Source organism: Leucobacter holotrichiae (assembly GCF_055791005.1).
Genome location: NZ_JBVUAC010000001.1, coordinates 363,400 through 380,432 on the forward strand (window position 1 = coordinate 363,400; position 17,033 = coordinate 380,432).

General features: G+C 69.6%; 18 protein-coding genes. 3 read left to right on the forward strand and 15 right to left on the reverse strand.

What is annotated here, in order from left to right; genetic code table 11:
- Positions 1 to 68: 68 nt before the first annotated feature.
- From ftsY to AC0KXF_RS01725, 4 genes are all read right to left on the reverse strand, one after another.
- The gene (gene ftsY / locus AC0KXF_RS01710) at positions 69 to 944 is read right to left on the reverse strand and encodes a signal recognition particle-docking protein FtsY (protein ID WP_473107551.1); all 876 of its coding nucleotides are present in this window, start codon (positions 942 to 944) and stop codon (positions 69 to 71) included.
- Positions 945 to 990: 46 nt separating this feature from the next.
- Complete coding sequence (smc, locus tag AC0KXF_RS01715) at positions 991 to 4,716, reverse strand: chromosome segregation protein SMC (RefSeq protein ID WP_473107552.1); 3,726 nt, start codon at positions 4,714 to 4,716, stop codon at positions 991 to 993.
- A gap of 242 nt (positions 4,717 to 4,958) precedes the next feature.
- A complete protein-coding gene (locus AC0KXF_RS01720) occupies positions 4,959 to 5,516 on the reverse strand; it encodes a WHG domain-containing protein (RefSeq protein ID WP_473107553.1) in 558 nt (185 codons plus the stop codon).
- The gene (locus AC0KXF_RS01725; protein ID WP_473107554.1) at positions 5,513 to 5,911 is read right to left on the reverse strand and encodes a DUF4260 family protein; all 399 of its coding nucleotides are present in this window, start codon (positions 5,909 to 5,911) and stop codon (positions 5,513 to 5,515) included. The genes AC0KXF_RS01720 and AC0KXF_RS01725 overlap by 4 nt, the downstream gene beginning before the upstream one ends.
- Positions 5,912 to 6,206: 295 nt before the next feature.
- Between AC0KXF_RS01725 and AC0KXF_RS01730 the strand changes: the two genes are divergently transcribed.
- Positions 6,207 to 7,577, forward strand: a complete 1,371-nt coding sequence (locus tag AC0KXF_RS01730) for an HNH endonuclease signature motif containing protein (RefSeq protein WP_473107555.1) — start codon at positions 6,207 to 6,209, stop codon at positions 7,575 to 7,577.
- Here the strand turns inward: AC0KXF_RS01730 and AC0KXF_RS01735 are convergent.
- Both AC0KXF_RS01735 and AC0KXF_RS01740 read right to left on the reverse strand, forming a co-directional pair.
- Positions 7,532 to 8,089 (reverse strand): hypothetical protein, encoded by a 558-nt coding sequence (locus AC0KXF_RS01735; protein ID WP_473107556.1) that lies wholly within the window; start codon positions 8,087 to 8,089, stop codon positions 7,532 to 7,534. The two genes, AC0KXF_RS01730 and AC0KXF_RS01735, sit on opposite strands and share 46 nt — an antisense overlap.
- Before the next feature lie 5 nt (positions 8,090 to 8,094).
- Positions 8,095 to 8,754, reverse strand: coding sequence for a DUF1345 domain-containing protein (locus AC0KXF_RS01740; protein ID WP_473107557.1), 660 nt, complete (start codon positions 8,752 to 8,754; stop codon positions 8,095 to 8,097).
- Positions 8,755 to 8,832: 78 nt separating this feature from the next.
- Between AC0KXF_RS01740 and AC0KXF_RS01745 the strand changes: the two genes are divergently transcribed.
- Positions 8,833 to 9,243 carry a DUF6157 family protein gene (locus AC0KXF_RS01745; protein ID WP_473107558.1) on the forward strand — a complete coding sequence of 137 codons (411 nt, stop codon included), beginning with the start codon at positions 8,833 to 8,835 and terminating at the stop codon, positions 9,241 to 9,243.
- A 43-nt stretch (positions 9,244 to 9,286) separates the two neighbouring features.
- Here the strand turns inward: AC0KXF_RS01745 and chrA are convergent, their stop codons facing one another.
- Positions 9,287 to 10,552, reverse strand: a complete 1,266-nt coding sequence (gene chrA / locus AC0KXF_RS01750; RefSeq protein ID WP_473107559.1) for a chromate efflux transporter — start codon at positions 10,550 to 10,552, stop codon at positions 9,287 to 9,289.
- A gap of 31 nt (positions 10,553 to 10,583) precedes the next feature.
- Here chrA and AC0KXF_RS01755 point away from each other — a divergent pair, with 31 nt between their 5' ends.
- On the forward strand, positions 10,584 to 11,078 hold the full coding sequence (locus tag AC0KXF_RS01755; RefSeq protein WP_473107560.1) for an HXXEE domain-containing protein: 495 nt from the start codon (positions 10,584 to 10,586) through the stop codon (positions 11,076 to 11,078).
- An 81-nt stretch (positions 11,079 to 11,159) separates the two neighbouring features.
- Here AC0KXF_RS01755 and AC0KXF_RS01760 read toward each other — a convergent pair whose 3' ends face one another.
- The 8 genes from AC0KXF_RS01760 to AC0KXF_RS01795 form a co-directional block, all read right to left on the reverse strand.
- Positions 11,160 to 11,783 carry a maleylpyruvate isomerase N-terminal domain-containing protein gene (locus AC0KXF_RS01760; protein WP_473107561.1) on the reverse strand — a complete coding sequence of 208 codons (624 nt, stop codon included), beginning with the start codon at positions 11,781 to 11,783 and terminating at the stop codon, positions 11,160 to 11,162.
- 132 nt (positions 11,784 to 11,915) lie between these two features.
- Positions 11,916 to 12,914, reverse strand: coding sequence for a bifunctional DNA-formamidopyrimidine glycosylase/DNA-(apurinic or apyrimidinic site) lyase (gene mutM / locus AC0KXF_RS01765; protein WP_473107562.1), 999 nt, complete (start codon positions 12,912 to 12,914; stop codon positions 11,916 to 11,918).
- Positions 12,915 to 12,921: 7 nt separating this feature from the next.
- The gene (gene rnc, locus AC0KXF_RS01770) at positions 12,922 to 13,593 is read right to left on the reverse strand and encodes a ribonuclease III (protein ID WP_473107886.1); all 672 of its coding nucleotides are present in this window, start codon (positions 13,591 to 13,593) and stop codon (positions 12,922 to 12,924) included.
- A 61-nt stretch (positions 13,594 to 13,654) separates the two neighbouring features.
- Positions 13,655 to 13,858: a 50S ribosomal protein L32 gene (gene rpmF, locus AC0KXF_RS01775; RefSeq protein WP_017885009.1), complete on the reverse strand. Its 204-nt coding sequence runs from the start codon at positions 13,856 to 13,858 to the stop codon at positions 13,655 to 13,657.
- Between the two features lie 13 nt (positions 13,859 to 13,871).
- Positions 13,872 to 14,420, reverse strand: coding sequence for a YceD family protein (locus tag AC0KXF_RS01780; RefSeq protein WP_473107563.1), 549 nt, complete (start codon positions 14,418 to 14,420; stop codon positions 13,872 to 13,874).
- Positions 14,420 to 14,914, reverse strand: a complete 495-nt coding sequence (coaD, locus tag AC0KXF_RS01785; protein WP_473107564.1) for a pantetheine-phosphate adenylyltransferase — start codon at positions 14,912 to 14,914, stop codon at positions 14,420 to 14,422. Before coaD ends, AC0KXF_RS01780 begins: the two co-directional genes overlap by 1 nt.
- Before the next feature lie 33 nt (positions 14,915 to 14,947).
- Positions 14,948 to 15,646: a response regulator gene (locus AC0KXF_RS01790; protein ID WP_473107565.1), complete on the reverse strand. Its 699-nt coding sequence runs from the start codon at positions 15,644 to 15,646 to the stop codon at positions 14,948 to 14,950.
- Complete coding sequence (locus AC0KXF_RS01795) at positions 15,643 to 17,016, reverse strand: sensor histidine kinase (RefSeq protein WP_473107566.1); 1,374 nt, start codon at positions 17,014 to 17,016, stop codon at positions 15,643 to 15,645. Before AC0KXF_RS01795 ends, AC0KXF_RS01790 begins: the two co-directional genes overlap by 4 nt.
- Positions 17,017 to 17,033 lie beyond the last annotated feature (17 nt).

Genomic DNA, 17,033 nt, shown 5'->3' on the forward strand with positions numbered 1-17,033 from the left:
GGGATTTCGCTGACAGCGAGAATGCCGGCCCCCGTGCTCGGGTCAGGATGGCGAAAGGCGGGGCAGGATCACCCGACGAGCTGCTGGGCGAAGACGTGAGGGGTGAAACCGGTGAGGTCGCCGATGCCCTCGCCCTGGCCCACGAGCTTGATGGGCAGGCCGGTCTTCTGCTGCACCGACAGCACGAAGCCGCCCTTGGCCGAGCCGTCGAGCTTCGTGAGCACGAGCCCCGTCACACCGGCGTGCTCGATGAATGCCTCGGCCTGCGCGAGGCCGTTCTGCCCAGTGGTCGCGTCGAGCACCAGCAGCACCTCGGCGACCGGCACCTGCTTCTCGATGACGCGCTTCACCTTGCCGAGCTCGTCCATGAGACCGCCCTTGGTCTGCAGCCGCCCCGCAGTATCGATGATCGCGATGTCGTAGCCCTCGTTCTTCGCACGCTCGACGGTCTGGAACGCGACCGACGCCGGATCCTGGCCCTGCTGCTGCGGCTTCACGATGTCGACGCCCGCGCGATCCGCCCACGTTCCCAGCTGCTCGACCGCGGCCGCGCGGAACGTGTCGGCCGCTCCCACGATGATCCGCTTATCGAAGGCGGTGAGGTACTTCGCGAACTTGCCGATGGTGGTGGTCTTGCCGACGCCGTTGACGCCCACCACCAGAATGACCGCGGGGCGCTCGGAGAGACGCAGCGTGGGATCGTAGGCCGCGAGACGCTCCTCGATCGCGTCGCGCAGCATGCTGCGCATCTGCTTCACCTCGGTGACGCGGTGCCGCTCGACGTCGGCGCGCAGCTGATCGAGGATGGAGTCGGTCACGTCCGGGCCGAAGTCGGCCGTGATCAGCGCGCTCTCGAGTTCGTCCCACGTCTCCTCCGTGATGAGCTCGGGGCCGGTGAAGAGGTTGCGGAACGCTTTCGAGAAGGACCAGGATCGCTCAGCCATGCCATGATCCTATCGGGCCTGCGCCACTGCCCCGGGCTGCCCTGCACTACTGCTCGTCGCGGCCGATCCGCTGCCCCACGACCGCGCTGATACCGTCCTGCCGCATCGATACGCCGTAGAGCGCGTCGGCGATCTCCATCGTGCGTTTCTGGTGGGTGATCACGATCAGCTGCGAGTTCTCGCGCAGCCGCTCGAACACCTGCAGCAGTCGCCCGAGGTTCGCGTCGTCGAGCGCAGCCTCGACCTCGTCGACGATGTAGAACGGACTGGGCCGCGCCTGGAAGATCGCCATGAGCCACGCGACGGCGGCGAGGGAGCGCTCCCCTCCCGAGAGCAGCGAGAGGCGCTCCACCTTCTTGCCCGCCGGCTTCACCGCCATGTCGATGCCCGTGCCGAGCAGGTCGTCGGGGTCGCTCAGCGAGATCTCCCCCGAGCCGCCCGGGAAGAGGATCGGGAAGACCTCGGCGAACGCTGCCTTGGTGTCCTCGAACGCCGCGGCGAAGATGCCCTGCATCTTGCTGTCGAGCTCCTCGATGATCGCCAGCAGGTCGGAACGGGTCTTGGCGAGATCCTTGAGCTGGTCGGCGAGGAATCGGTGGCGCTGCTCGAGCGCGGCGAACTCCTCGAGCGCGAGCGGGTTGATGCGGCCGAGCTGCGCGAGGCGCTTCTCGGCCTTCGCGAGCCGCCGCTCCTGCTCCTCGCGCACGTAGGGAACGGTGGATTCGACGGGCTCATGGGGCGACTGCTCGGGTGTTTTCCGGTCCTGGTCCAGTCCGAGCTCCGCGGCCAGTTCGGCCTCGAGCGCGTTCGCGTACCCGGGTTCGGGATCCGGATCGCCCGCGGGATCCGCGGATCCCGCGCCGGCTTCTCCTGCGTCCCCGGCTTCCTCGGCGTGCACCGGCACGGCCACGTCGGGTCCGTACTCCGCGATCAGCACGTCCTCCACGAGCCCGAGCTCGTTGCCCGAGCGCTCGAGCAGCGCCGAGAGCTGCAGCTTTCTCTCGTAGCTCTTCAGCTCGGCGCCGTGCACCCGCTCGGTGAGGCTCTGCAGCTTCCGCCGCAGCTCCGACTCCTCCGATCGCAGCAGCGTGAGCTCCTGGCTGTGCTTCGCACGCTGCTGCTCGGCGGTCTGCTGGGCGAGGCGGGCCTCGGTGAGGGATCGATCGCAGGCGTCGAGGATCGCCGGCAGCATATCGGCCACGCGTTCGGCCTGCGCCGCCTGCCGCGAGCGCAGCACGGCGCGGCGAGCCGCTTCCTCGGCGGCGTGGCGCTCGGCCTCGAACTGCTCTTCGAGGCCGCCGCGGCGGGCCTCAGCGGCGCGGGCGCGCTCGCGGGCGGTCTCGAGCGCGAGCCGCAGCTCGACCTCGGCCGCTCGGGCTCGCTCGACTTCGGCGAGCAGTTCGTCGCGCTGGCTCGCGTCGAGAATCGGCCGCGGCTCGGCCTCGGCCTCTGAGAACGCCTGCGCCGCGCGCTCCGCCTCCTGCGCGGCTGCCTCGATCGACTGCTCGACGGCGACGAGCGACTGCCGCGCACGCTCCGCCTCGGCCTGAGCCGCCTCGGCCCGGGTCGAGAGCCGGTTGCGCTCCTTCGCGGCCTCCGCGAGGCGGGCGTCCGCGGCCCGCAGCTCGGCGAAGGCCCGCTGGGCGTCGGTCTTCGCCCGGGCGGCGGCCTCGCGCAGCTCGACCAGCTCGATCTCGGTCTCCGCGATCCGCTCGGCCACCTCGGCGCGCGCCTGCTCGGCCTGCTCCAGTTCTGCGGTGAGCTCGATGCGCGAGGGAGCGAGCGCCGATCCCCCGCTCACGGTGTGCTCGGTGAGCACGTCTCCCCCGCCGGTGACGACCGTGTACGAGCCCCCCGGCCACCGCTCGCGCAACACGGCCGAGGCGCTGATCGCGGCCTCCAGATCGTCCGCGATGTAACTGCGTGCGAGAAGCCCTCGCACCCCGGCCGGCGCCTCGAGGATCACGTCGACGGCGCGGATCGCCCCCTCGATCTCGGGGGCGGCGTTCGCGCCCCGATCCGCCCCGTCTCCTGCGCCGCTCCCGGCACTCGCCAGCACGGCCCGCAACCGCCCGAGATCCCGGTCGTGCGCTGCCGCCACCGCGAGCCCGGCGGCGGCCTCCGACTCGGCCAGCAGCGCGTCCGCGAAGACGCCGAGCGCCGCGCCGATGGCGGCCTCGGCCCCCTCCCGCACCCGCACGTGGTCGGAGACGCGGCCCGCGATGCCGCTGGGGGCATCGGCGAGCAGCGCACCGGAGGCGTCGCGCTGGTCGAGGGATCGCGTCAGCGCGCTCACTCGCGCTTCGAGTCCGGCGCGCTCCTGCTCGAGGGCGTGCAGCCGATCCCGCGCCTCGTCGCGCCGCTGCTCGGCGTCGCCCTGCCGATCCTGCGCCTCCCGATACGCCGCGTCCCAGTCGGCGATCCGCTCCCCCGCGTCGGCGTCCTTCGCGCCCGGATCCTCGGCTTCCGCCCGCTCTTCGAAGTCCGCGAGCTCCCGTCGTGCGGTCTCGGCCCGTTCCTCGGCCTGCGCGACCGCCTGCTCGCGCCGCGCCAGTTCCTGCGCGACCGCCGCCCGCTTCTGCTCGGCGGCCTCGGCCCGGCCCCGCAACTGCGACAGCTGCAGGTCGTGCTTCGAGACGAGGGCGCTCTGCGCGGCGATGTGCTCGTCGATCGCATCGAGCGCCTGCTGCGCGCGGCGCGTCGCCGACCCGCCCCGCTCCCAGGCGGCCTCGGCCTCGGGGATCACCGCCTCGAGCCGACGCACCTCCTCCGCAGCCTCGTCGACGGCTGCCCGCGTCAGCCGGTTCACCTGCTCGGGCGCCTCAGCCTGCGTGGCCAGGAAGGTGAGCCGCTGCTGGGTCTGCGAATAGAGCCCGCGCAGCTTCGACTGCACCGATTCGAGGCCGATGGTCACCCGCCGGGCAGCATCGAGCTCGTCGCTCTGCTGATCCTGCTCGAGGCGCTGGATGCGCAGCTGCTTCTGCTCCACCTGCTCCTGCAGCACGATGCGCTCCGAGTGCCGCTCGGCCTCGTCCTTGGCGAGTTCATCGAGCTCGCCCCTCAGGCGCGCCACGTCGTCGGCGAGCAGGCGCGCCTTCGCATCGCGCACCTCGGCGGCGATCGACTGTGCCTGCTTCGCCACCTCGGCCTGCCGCCCCAGGGGTTTGAGCTGTCGCCGGATCTCCCCCGCCAGGTCGTTCAAGCGCGTGAGGTTCGTCTCCATCGCGGCGAGCTTGCGCAGGGTGCGCTCCTTGCGGCGGCGATGCTTGAGGATCCCCGCCGCCTCCTCGATGAAGCCGCGTCGATCCTCGGGGGTCGCCCGCAGCACCGCGTCGAGCTGCCCCTGCCCCACGATCACGTGCATCTCGCGCCCGAGCCCCGAGTCGCTCAGCAGCTCCTGCACATCGAGCAGGCGGCAGCTCTCGCCGTTGATCGCGTACTCGCTTGACCCGTTGCGGAACAGCGTGCGGCTGATCGTCACCTCCGAGTACTCGATCGGCAGCGCGCCGTCGGAGTTGTCGATGGTGAGGCGCACCTCGGCCCGGCCGAGCGGCCCGCGGGTGGAGGTGCCCGCGAAGATCACGTCCTCCATCTTGCCGCCGCGCAGCGTCTTCGCGCCCTGCTCGCCCATCACCCAGGCGAGCGCATCGACGACGTTCGACTTGCCCGAGCCGTTCGGGCCCACGATCGCGGTGACGCCCGGCTCGAACTGGAAGGTCGTCGGCTGCGCGAAGGACTTGAAGCCCTTGAGCGTGAGGCTCTTGAGGTGCACGCCGCCGCCTTTCCTTCCCGCGTCCGACCTGCGCCGGCACTCGTGTTCCTCTGCGCTCCGGGGTCGGGCGCACACGATCGGCGGTGATCCGCCGATCTCTACGAGCGTACCCGCCGTTCGGCCGCTTCCCCGCCATTGCGGGGGCGCGTGATCAGGAGCCGAGATACGAATTTCGCGCGCGGGATCGCGACCGGGTATGCGAGATCCGTATCTCGGCGGGCTGGAGAGCGGCGGACGGGGTCTCAGGCCTCGGCCGTCTCGACGAGCATCCGCCAGGGTCCGTCGAGGTCGGCTTCCGGAGGGAAGCGACCGGCCAGCTCCAGCGAGACGAGACCGTGCGCTGCAGCCCAGATGAAGCGCGCCCGATCATGATCCTCGGCGGTCTCGCCGAGCGCGTCGAGCACCGCAGTCATCGCTGCCGCCTCGACCCCCTCTTCGAGCAGCGAGCGGTCGAGGGGGCGTTCCGTCGCCAGGCGGTAGAGCTGGGGTGCGGCGAGGGCGTTCGCTCGGTACACTTCGGCGAAGCGCGCTATGAGGGCGGCGGGAGCGGGCTCCGAATCGAGAGCGGTCTCCGGATCCGCGTCGCTCTCCGCCTCCTCCCCGAATGCGAGCGCGAGCCGCCGGAACCATCGCGAGATCAGCGCGTGCTCGAGGTCATCGGCCCCGGAGAAGTGCTTGTAGAGGCTCGGCGGCCTGATCGCGGCCTCGCGGGCGACCGCGTTCACGCCGAAGCGCCCGAGTCCATCGCGCTCCAGCACACGCTCGGCGAGATCCAGCAGCTGCGCACGGCGCTCGCTCACCCGAACGGCCCGCCGACCGGGATGATGCCGCCGTCGGCGTCGCGGAACCCGTATCCGAACGCCCGATCCGCAGCGATGTGCACGAACCAGACGGCGCCCGCGAGCGCGAGCGGCCAGAAGCCGTCATTGAGCCCGCCGGTGATGAAGAATGCGACGGCGCCGAGCGCGAGCATGGCCAGCGGCACGGGCATCGAGTGCAGCGTGTTGTAGAGGCGCACACGCTCGGCCTTGAGGCGGCCCCGCTCGGCGAAACCGTCGATGAGGGGAACGTCGGGCAGGATCGCGAACAGCATCGCGATCCCCACGGCCGGCCAGCCGAGCGCCACGCACCAGAGCACCACGAAACCGAACCAGACGAGGGCGCTCATGCCCCAGCTCACACGCATCATGTTCATCTGGCTAATACTATTAGCTGCCGGGATGCCTCGCAAACTCGGTGGGCGCCGGACGGGCTCGGGCTTGGGCTGGGGCGGTCATGGCCGACCGCGCGGGCCGCGCACGGGGCAGCGCGCGTCGGTAGCGCGCGAGGGCAGCGCACGCCGGCAGCGCCTGCGGGCAGCGCGCGCCCGCCTCGACGCCCATGCGCTTCTTCCCCTTGTAGGCAGCTCAATAACAATCCTCCCGAAACTCTGGAATATCCCCTCCGCCCGAGCCCCCATGAGTGTCAGTGGTCCCTGATGGAATGGCTCCATGCAAGCTCTCCCCCATCTCATAACCGACGCTCAGTGCGACGCGCTGAACGCGGGTATCGGTGCGGTCGAGCAGATCGAGGTCGCACTGCAGCAGCTCGAGTACCTCAAGGCGATGCACCTGGCGAGTCTGGCCCGACTCGCCTCGCAGATCGCGCGAGACGAGGGGCACGCGGATCACGGCGAGCTCGTCCACCGTGCCGTCGAGGCCGAGGTCGCTGCCGCGACCCGCACCGGTCAGACCGCGGCCGCGCACCGGATGAGCCACGCCGACCGCCTGTTCGAGCGCTACGCCCAGACCGCCGCCGCGTTCTCCGAGGGCCGTCTCTCGCTGCGCCACACCCAGGTCATCGAGGAGGCGGGGCGGATCATCGCCGACGTGCAGGCCTGTGCCGCATACGAGCGAGAGGTGCTGCCGCTCGCCCTCGAACTCACCGCGCAGCAGCTACGGGCGCACGCCCTGCGCATCGCAGAGCGCTTCGCTGAACGCGACATCGACCAGCGGCACCGCGACGCCAGGCAGCGACGCGGGGTGCGCGTCGTGCCCCTCGAAGACGGCATGGCCGAGCTGTGCGCCACGATCGGAGCGGTCGAGGCCTACGCCATCAAGGACCGCCTGGCGCGTATCGCCAGACGGACCCTCAGCGCCGATCATGGCTCTGTCGCTGCCGCTGCCGCTGGCACTGGCGCCGGTGTCGGTGTCGGACATGCGGCGATCCCGGAGCACACGGCCGGGCCGGCGGCTCCCACCCTGCAACAGGCGCAGGCCGATGTGCTGACCGAGCTGCTACTCGCAGGCAGCGCCGACGGCGCGGGCGAGCCGGCGTCAGGTATCGGCGACCCTCTGGGCACGATCTCGGGTCGAGTTCAGGTCTCGGTGCCAGTACTCACCCTCATCGGAGACGACTCCGGCGACGATGCAGCGTTCAGCGATCCCGCGGAGCTCGCCGGCTACGGTCCCATCGACAGCGAGACCGCCCGCAGGCTCGCCGGCGGCACCCTCGCATGGGAGCGGGTGCTCACCCACCCCGTCAGCGGCCTGGTGCTCACCGTGGATCGCTACCGCCCATCCGAAGATCTCAGGCGTCTGCTGAGGGCACGTGATCAGCGCTGCAGGTTCCCCGGGTGCACTCGCCGACTCGACCACTGCGACATCGACCACACGGTGGCTGCCGCACAGGGCGGGCCCACCGAGCTCGGCAATCTGGCGCACCTCTGCCGCAAGCATCACACCCTCAAGCACTTCGAGATGCTCGGAGGTCGAGGCTGGAAACCGAAACAACGCCCGGGCGGGGTCATGGAGTGGCGAAGTCCCACCGGGCGCCGCTACGTCGACGCCCCGATAGCGTGCAGCGCCCAAAGGGTGACGTAGAGGGCGAGCACCGCGGCGAGCAACGGCCAGAACACCCGTGCGCCCTTTCGAGTCACCGACCAGATCGCGAGGCCGTACCCGATCGCGCCGGTCAAGAAGAAGGGCAGACCCGCGATCATGAGCACGAGCAGCAGGCCCCCGCCCCAGGGACTCGGATCCGCGAGCTGCGCCACGACTTCGAAGGGAACGGCCAGCACAAACGCCGCGCCGACCCCGATACCCCCAAACAGCAGCGCTTGGCTGAAGGGATAGTAGCGCCGCAGCCAGGGCCCGAGCACCGCGGCCACCAGCACAAAGACGAGCAGCTGAGGTGCACCGAACCCGGCCAGGCTCAGCACCATGCCCGGCTTCGGATCGCCGGTGCCGAGATCGAAGACCGCCATCACCATCACGATGCACAATCCGACCGTTATCAGCCCCAGGGTCGCACGCCAGGCCATCCTCCACCGCGAAAGCGCGAGCCAGGGGTGCTCGACCGGCAAACCGGGCTCGGTCTGATGCAGATCGACCACAGCGCTCACCCCAGCCCAGAGGTGAGGTTGACGACGTTCGCGATGATCCCCACGCCGAACAGGTAGCCGAGCAGGGTCTGCGCGATCACCACGCGGCGTACGTCGGAGCGACTCACATCGGTGTCGGCCACCTGGTAGGTCATTCCGAGGCCGACAGAGAAGTAGGCGAAGTCGGTGTACTGCGGCGGTTCGGCCTGGTTGAAGTCGATGCCGCCGAGCGCCTCGCCGTCCTTCCCGCTGCGGTAGTAGAGGTCGGCGTAGCGCAGCATGTAGTTCGTGTGGATCAGCGCCCACGAACTCGCCACACTGAGCAGCGCGATCCCCGCCAGCAGGTAGGCGGTGATCCCGTCCGCCCGCTGTGCCTGGGCCGCCACCACCGCTACCGCGACCAGGCTCGCAACGCTGCTCACCACCGCGATGACACGGGCAGCACTGCGCCCCGGATCCTCGGCGGTCGCGTGCGCCCTCGTCTCGGCGGGTCCCATCGACCAGACGGTCAGCAATACCCAGACCACGTTCACGAGCGCGACGACGCCCCAACCGGCGAGCAACCCGGCCGCGATCCCGAGCGATGGCGCCACAGCGGCACCGGCCGCGATCCCGAGCACGATCGAGACAGCGGATCGCACTCGCAGGCGCACGCGGGCGGAGGCACTCACACTCATGTGCGCAGTATATTTCCCATCGATCCTGGGCAGCTCGAACACCGTGCTACTCCCGCGAGCAGTGGCTAGATTGAGAACATGGGATCCACCAATTACATCGACACGTTCATCCGGGTCGCAGATGACTGCCCCGTCACGCAAGCCGAAGCGCCCTCCGTCGGCACGAAAGGCCCCACCGTCGCATCCCTCCAATACCGGCTCATCTCCGAGCGCCCGTACGAGCTCACGAGCGACGACGTGCTGTTCGAGGTGCACCGCATCCGCCAGGAGATCCCCGACGAAGAGCTTTCCGAAGCCCGCAAGGCGTTCTTCGCGAAGAGCCAGGCCTGCCTGCGGGCGTCTCCGCTGGGGAAACGGTACGGCTGGGGTATCCACCACGATTCGCAGGGCCGGGTCGGGCTCGTGCCACTCGATTCCGATCGCTATCAGGCGCTCGCAACCGACCCCGCTCTGCGACAGACGCGGGCGATGCGGTCGAAGCGAGCCTGAGCGTTCTGATCCGACGCAACCCGCGGCTCGGCTCGCGACTCGGCTAGACCCAGCCGACCGGGATCCCCAGAAACCCCGCGAGGAGCCCCGCGCACGCTCCGCCGATGACGACGAGCCACGCCGGGAGCTTCCACACGAGCAGCATCGCGAGACAGGCCAGCGCGATGACGAGCGGCACGAACCCGGTGATGCCGGAGGTGATGACCGGCGTGCAGAGCGCGGCGGCGAGGATCCCGACCACGGCCGCGCCGGCTCCCGCCAGGGCGGAGCGCGTTCCGGTGCTCGCACGCAGCCGACTCCAGAACGGGAGGGCGGCGACCAGCAGCAGCACGCCGGGGAGGAACACCGAGATCAGCGCCAAGAGAGCCCCCACTACGCCCGCTACGAGACCGGATTCCATCTCGAACCCCAGGTAGGCTGCGAAGGTGAACAGCGGCCCCGGCACCGCCTGGGCCGCGCCGTAACCCGCGAGGAACTGCTCGTGCGTCACCCCGCCCGAGACGGCCGGCTCCGCCTGCAGCAGCGGGAGGACGACGTGCCCGCCGCCGAAGACGAGCGCACCGGCGCGGGAGAAGGCGTCGGCGATACCGATCCAACTGTTCTGGGTGACGCGCACGAGGATCGGCAATGTCACGAGCATCAGCACGCATAGCAGCAGCGCAGAGATCCCGACCCTGCGGGAGACGCGTATCGCGAGCGGCTCGGAGGACGGGCCGACGACCCCTCCGCACCACAGAGCCCCCGCGATCAGACCCGCGATGATCGCTGCGATCTGCCCGAGGTTCCCCGGTAGCACTAGGCAGAGCACAGCCGCGAAGAGACCGATGAGCAGGCGACGCAGATCCGGCGTGAGTGTGCGGGCCATGCCCCACACCGCGTGCGCGACGACCGCGACGGCGACGGCTTTGAGTCCGAGGAGCAGCCCGTAGCCCAGCGGCCCGTCGAGGCCGACCGCGCCGATCGCGAACAGCACCAGCAGCAGCGCCGACGGCATCGTGAACGCGGTCCACGCCGCGAGTGCCCCGAGCCACCCGGCCCGGAGGAGCCCGAGGGCGAACCCCACCTGGCTGGAGGCCGGCCCGGGCAGGAACTGGCAGAGTGCCACGAGTTCGGCGTACTGGGATTCGCTCGCCCACTTCCGGCGCTCGATGAGCTCCTCGCGGAAGTAGCCGAGATGAGCGACCGGACCGCCGAACGAAGTCACCCCGAGCTTCAAGAACGCCCGGAATACCTCACCGATTCTTTCCTCGCGATGCATCGGCACGCATTCATGATGTCGTGAGCGCGGCCACATACGCAAGGAGCGCATCGGGGTAAGGGCTACGGCTACACTCGGGGCTATGGGCTTCAAAGGACCGACAGCCTTGCTCGTGGCCTGGGCGATCCACGACATCGAGGAGGCGCTCGCGTTCCCGGCGACCTGCGATGCACTCGCCGATGAGACCGGAATCGAACGGCTCCGCCTCGATCAGCGCCAGTCATGGCTCGCCGTCGGGTTCATGGGGACGATCGTCTCATTCGCGTGTCACCGCGGCGCGCGAACGAAGGGTCGTTCGAAACTCTATCGAGCGGTGTCAGCGGGACTCGAGGCTCACGTCGCGACGCACCTCCTGGCGTCGTTCGTGCAGCGCAGGTACACCGCGGGCGTCGCGACGGCGCTCCCGGTCATGTGGCCGGGCGCAGCCTTCGCGCGTCGCGACATCGAACGCACCGGCCCACCGCTCGGCTACGGCGATTACATCGCGGGAGCTGCGATCCTGATCCCGGCTGCTCTGGCGTGCCAGGTTCTCGCGCGCCTGATTCCGAGGCGAGGCGGCTCTCCGCTGCCCAGCTAGCCGCGCGGTGAAGTTGCGTCTCAGTGGGAAAGGCTCGAATCGTCTCGAGGAGGATCGGGACGCTGAAGATGAGGCCACGCCCTACGGCAACACCGAAAACCCTGAAGAGGTGCGGCCGGTGAGGAGCACCAGCAGGTCAGATCCCCTTCCCGTGCGCAACGCGAGATCGATACTCAGCTCAAGAGCTCGGTTGAGGCAGAGGTTCGGGGGTTCGGCGTCCGAACCGATAGCACGGGCAATGTCGAGGCCGTGCACAACTAGCTCGAAGCTACGGGTCGGGAGGTAGTTGCTCAGCAGTATGCCTCCGGCGATCGTGCTGATGAGCCGATCCTGCTCGCCTTCGATGCTCTCGAGCAGACCGGTCACTCGATCCGTGATCGCGGAGAACTCGGCTGAGGGAGTATCGCCGAGAAGTTCACCAGCCTCGATCCCTCGCTGCAGCACCGCGACCTCGCCGGCGCCGGACAACTCGGCCACGCGCTCGTAGTACTCCCCGGCACTCGTCACTGCCTCTTCCGGCGCCCTGCTCGCAAGATACTGCTCGACGGTCAGCATTGCTCTGCTCGTATGCCCGACGAGCGCCCGTAGGTTCCAGTCTCCGAGTCCCGGCCCGTCCCAGGCGGATGGGGGCACGGAACGAACAACCCGCGTCGTCCACGCGGCCGAAGCCGTGAACAGCGCAATCTCAGTGTGCAGCTCGGGCATGGGCCCACATTAACTGCCGAGCAGCAAGTTTCGCATGCTGGATCCGCAGATCCCACGTACAAGGCCGCCACACGATAGCGGGAGACACGGCGGAGCAGTTGCAGCCAGCCCCCAGAGCGGGCGCGAGTCGGGTCACCGGCGCCGCTGGCACCTCGGGCAGAAATGGCTCGAGCGCCCGCCCACCGCGATGCGCTGCATCGGCTCGCCGCAGCGGGGGCACGGCTCTCCCGTGCGTCCGTAGGCGTTCAACGAGTGCGCAAAATAACCGGCCTGGCCGTTCACGTTGACGTACTGGGCGTCGAAGCTCGTGCCGCCCTCGGCCAGCGCCTTCGCGAACACGTCGCGCAGCGCCGCGAGCAGATCTCGCGCCTTGCGCGGTCCGACCGATGTGCCCGCGGTCTCGGGGTGCAGCCGCGCCCGCCACAGCGCCTCATCGGCGTAGATATTGCCGACGCCGCTCACGAGGGTTTGATCGAGCAGCAGCTTCTTCACCCCGGAGCTGCGCGAACGCAGCACCACCACGAACGCGGCGTCGTCGAAGGCCGGATCGAGCGGGTCGCGCGCGATATGGCGGGCCTGTTTCGGGATCGCGCCTCCGCCCGCCGCCGCGGCGAGCCCGTCGAGGGCGAGCGAGCCGAACAGGCGCTGATCAGCGAAGTCGAGCCTCAGCTCACCGTGCTCCGGATGCTGGATCCACAGCCGGATCCGCACGTGCCGATCGTCGGGGGCATCGAGTGAGCGCAGCAGCAACTGTCCGCTCATCCCGAGATGGGCGAGCAGCGCCTGGGTGGGCGGCCCGTTCCCCTCGACGGGCTCAGGGAACGCGACAGGTGAAAGGAGCCCCTCCCCCGCGATCGGAATCCACAGGAACTTGCCCCGGCGCTGCGGCGCGGCGAACCGCAGGCCCGCCACCCGACGCTCGAAATCGGCGGAGCGGGCGAATCCGGCCTCCGGGGTCAGCGTGACGCCGTGCCCGCCCAGCCCATCGTCGCCTGGTACCCCATTGGCGCCGAGCGGCAGGTGCCGCTTGAGGGCGCGGGGGTCGCGCACCTCGGCAGCGATCACCGTCGCGCCGGTCACGGCGGGCGCGAGTCCGGCGCGCACGACCTCGACCTCGGGAAGCTCAGGCACGCGCGAGCTACTTCTTGCGCGACTTGCGGCGCACGCGCAGCTGCTCGACGGCGTCGCGCGCCGCGGCGAGCTCGGCCGTCTTCTTGCTGGTGCCCTCGCCCACACCCACGATGCCCTCGAGGGTGACGCGGGAGGTGTAGCGCCGATCGTGATCCGGGCCGGAGCCCGAGGTCTCGTAGGGCGGGTGCGGCAGACCGCGACGCGCGGCCTCCTTCTGCAGCGATGTCTTGGGATCGACGGCCACGGTGAAGCGGTCGGGATCCGCGAACAGCGGCGCCACGAGATCGAGCACGAAGCGGTTGGCCGTCTCGGCATCAGTCGAGAGGAAGACCGCACCGATGATCGCCTCGACGGTATCGGCGAGGATCGAATCCTTGTCCCTGCCGCCCGTCTGCTTCTCGCCCTTCCCCAGCCGCAGCGAAGCGCCGAGCCCGAGGCCTCGGGCGACCTCCGCGAGCGCCACGGTCGACACGAGTGCCGAGCGACGCTTCGCGAGCTCGCCCTCGCTCAGCTCCGGGTAGTCGCGGTACAGCTTGACCGTGACCGCCTGACCGAGGATCGAGTCGCCGAGGAACTCGAGTCGCTCGTTGTGGGGCGCCCCGCCTTGCTCGTAGGCCCACGAGCGGTGCGTCAGGGCGAGGTCGAGCAGTGCGGGATCGACGGTCACGCCGAAGGGCACGAGAAAGCCGCCGGGGTCGCCCTGCGGCGTTCCCGACGGCTCTCGAGAGTTCGAAGCCAACTTAGGCGTCGGCGACCTTGCGGCCCTTGTACTCGAGGAAGAGGGCGTTGCCCTGCGAGTCCTCGACCACGCGAGCGCGGTGCGGGAGGCTGTAGACGGTGCGGCCGTTCTCGACGGTCTTCACCAGCTTGGGGGCCTCGGCCTTCCACGCCGAACGGCGGTGACGGGTGTTCGAACGCGACATCTTGCGCTTGGGAACAGCCATGATGCTCTCTTTCCTAGTTGCCTTCAGGATCGGAAGACCGATCCACGTCTTTTTCTTCGGCCAGAAACCCGGCCAGCGCAGCCCACCGCGGATCGACCGCAACGGGCTCGGCTGCAGCCTCGGCCTCGCGCAACTCACCGGACTCGGGGTCGAGCCCCGGGCAGTCCGGGCGGCACACTGGCTGGAACGGCAGTGCAAGCACTACCGCGTCTCGGAGCGGGGGTTCAAGATCCACGTGATCACCGTGAACCCCGTACTCGTCGGCCTCCGTAGGAGTATACGCGAAAAGCTCCTGAAACTCGACTTGAAACGGCGTGGCGAACTCTTTGAGGCACCGCCCGCACTCCGCGTGCACCGTCGTGCCGACCTCGGCCGACACGAGGATCCCCTCGTGCACGGATTCGAGACGAAGGTCGAGGTTGATGTCCTCCCCCTCGGCGACCCATGCGAGGCCCTCACCGAGCTTCTCGGGGGCGGCCACGGTGCGCGACCGCTCGCGCATCTCGCCGGGACGGTTGTAGATGTCGCGGATGTTTTCGTGGAACACTCGTGCGCCGCTCATCAGGCGGGCCTCGTCTTGGCGAGGAAGCGGGCGACGGCCGGCGGCACGTAGGGCGAGACGTCACCGCCCAACGAGGACACCTGGCGCACCAGCGTGCTCGACACGTGAGCGTGCCCGGGGTCGGGAAGCAGAAACACCGTCTCGACACCGGCGAGGCTGCGATTCATGATCACCATGGGTGTCTCGTAGGCGACGTCGATCTGCGACCGGATGCCCTTGACAAGCACCGAAGCGCCCACCTCCGTGCAGTAGTCGACCAGCAGGCCGACCGACCAGGAGGCGACGAGGATGTTGCGGGGCATCTGCGGGTCCTCGTCGAGCGCCTTCTGGATCAGCCCGACACGCTCGGAGATGGGCAGCATCGCGTCCTTGCCCGGGTTGTGCACGACGAGCACGTGCACCTCATCGAAGATGTCGGCGGCGCGACGAATCACGTCGAGGTGTCCGAGAGTGACCGGATCGAAAGATCCGGGTACGACAGCGATCTTGGTCATGCTTCCCACCCTATCTGTCGCAGCTTGGAAGAATCAGAGGCCGTGCTGCTTCGCGAAGATCACCGCGTGTACGCGGTCGCGCAACTGCAGCTTGGCGAGCACGCGCCCGACGTGGGTCTTGACCGTCGACTCCGAGAGGAACAGCTCGGCGCTGATCTCCGAGTTGTTGAGCCCGTCGGCGATGAGCCGAAGCACGTCGAGCTCGCGCGCCGTGAGCACCTCGAAGACCTCGCCGGGCTCGGCGGCGACCGCGGGGTGCTCGTCGCGCGGTCGCCCCGCGGGCTCCGTCTGGCGGATCTGCTCGATGAGCCGGCGCGTGACGCTCGGCGCCATGGCAGCGTCGCCCGCAGCGACGCGCTGGATCGCATCGACGAGGTCATCGGGGCGCGCGTCCTTGAGCAGGAACCCGCTCGCACCCGCCTGAATGGCCCCCGTGGCGTACTCGTCGAGATCGAAGGTGGTGAGCACCAGCACCCGCGTGTGCGGGTGCTCGGCCACGATGCGCCCGGTCGCCTCGATGCCGTTCATACCCGGCATCCGCACGTCCATGAGCACGACATCGCACCCCCGCCCCTCGGCCTCGAGCCTCGCCAGCTCGGCGAGCGCAGCTTCACCGTCGGCGGCCTCCGCGACCACGTCGATGCCCGGCTCAGCCAGCAGCACCAGCCTGAACCCCGTGCGGATCAGTTCCTGGTCATCGACCAGCATCACCCTGATCTGAGCCTCGCTCATCGCTTCTCCTCTTCGTTCCAGGTGCCCGCGACCCGTTCTCGAGCCGCCGCACTGACCGGCAGCACCGCTCGCAACAGCCATCCTCCGCCCACCATATGAGTGGGGCCCGCAGAGATCTCTCCGCCGAACACTCGCGCCCGCTCGCGCAGGCCGGCGATCCCGCGCCCCGAACCGACCCCCGATACGGGAGTCGACGACCCGGGCACCGCGCCGAAATCTCGCACCTCGACCACCGTGCGATCGGGCAGCCGCTCGACGCGAACCTCCGCCCGTGCGCCCGTTCCGGCGTAGCGCAGCACGTTCGTGAGCCCCTCCTGCACCACGCGGTAGACCGCGAGATCCTGCCCCCGATCCCCCGAAGCCTCACCCGATATCTCGAGGCGCGCGTCGACGCCCGCATCCCGGAAGCCCCTCACGAGCTCGGGCAGATCCTGCACGCCCGGCTGCGGCACGAGATCCACCTGCTCGCCCTGGTCCGTGAGTGCTCCCAGCAGGCGACGCATCTCGGCGAGGGCCGTGCGCCCCGTCTCCGCACTGCGCGACATCGCATCGGCTGCGGCATCCGGAGCGGCCTGCGCCGCGCGCACCGCACCCTCCGAAAGCGCGATCATCACCGACAGGGAGTGCGCGACGATGTCGTGCATTTCCCGGGCGATGCGGGATCGCTCCTCCGCCACGGCGAGCTGCGCCAGCTGATCGCGCTCCCTCGCGAGCTGGTGGGCGCGATCGATGATCGCCTCGACGTAGCGGCGGCGGTTGCCGAGGTTGATGCCCAGCATCAGTATCGCGAGATACCAGATCGCGGTCATCACCGTGAGTGCGATGAATTCGGAGGTTCTGAAACCGCTGCCGTCGGCCAGGAAGACCCCGCCCGGGACCGCCGTCTCCGCCGAGACCTCCCCCGCCCCTCCCGTGAGGAAATAGCTCAGGATGGATCCCGCGACCGCGACGCCGTAGCCGACCCACCCGGCGGCCACACTGCGATACACCGGCACCGCGTAGATCATGAAGAGCAGCGCGACGCCGTTGGGCAGGGCCTGCGCGCTGTACTCCCAGAGCAGCAGCAGGGTCACCACGATCAGCCCGGCCAACGGGAAACGGCGGCGATACAGCAGCGCGAGGGCGATGACCAGAGCCTTGACCACCGCCAGCAGCCACCACGCGCCCTGCAGGTAATAGGGCGCGCCGTAGACGGTGCTCGCGCTCAGCATGCCCACCATGTCGATGCCGAGCGCGAGTGCGCACCCGATGAAGTACCAGACGACGATGAACACGTCGACCGCGAGCGGGTGCGCGGCCAGCGCCCGCCGGATCACTCCCGGCGGGCGCGGCAGCCGGACCTCGGCCGCGGTCGACTGTTCTATGCTCACCCCTTCACCCTAGTGAT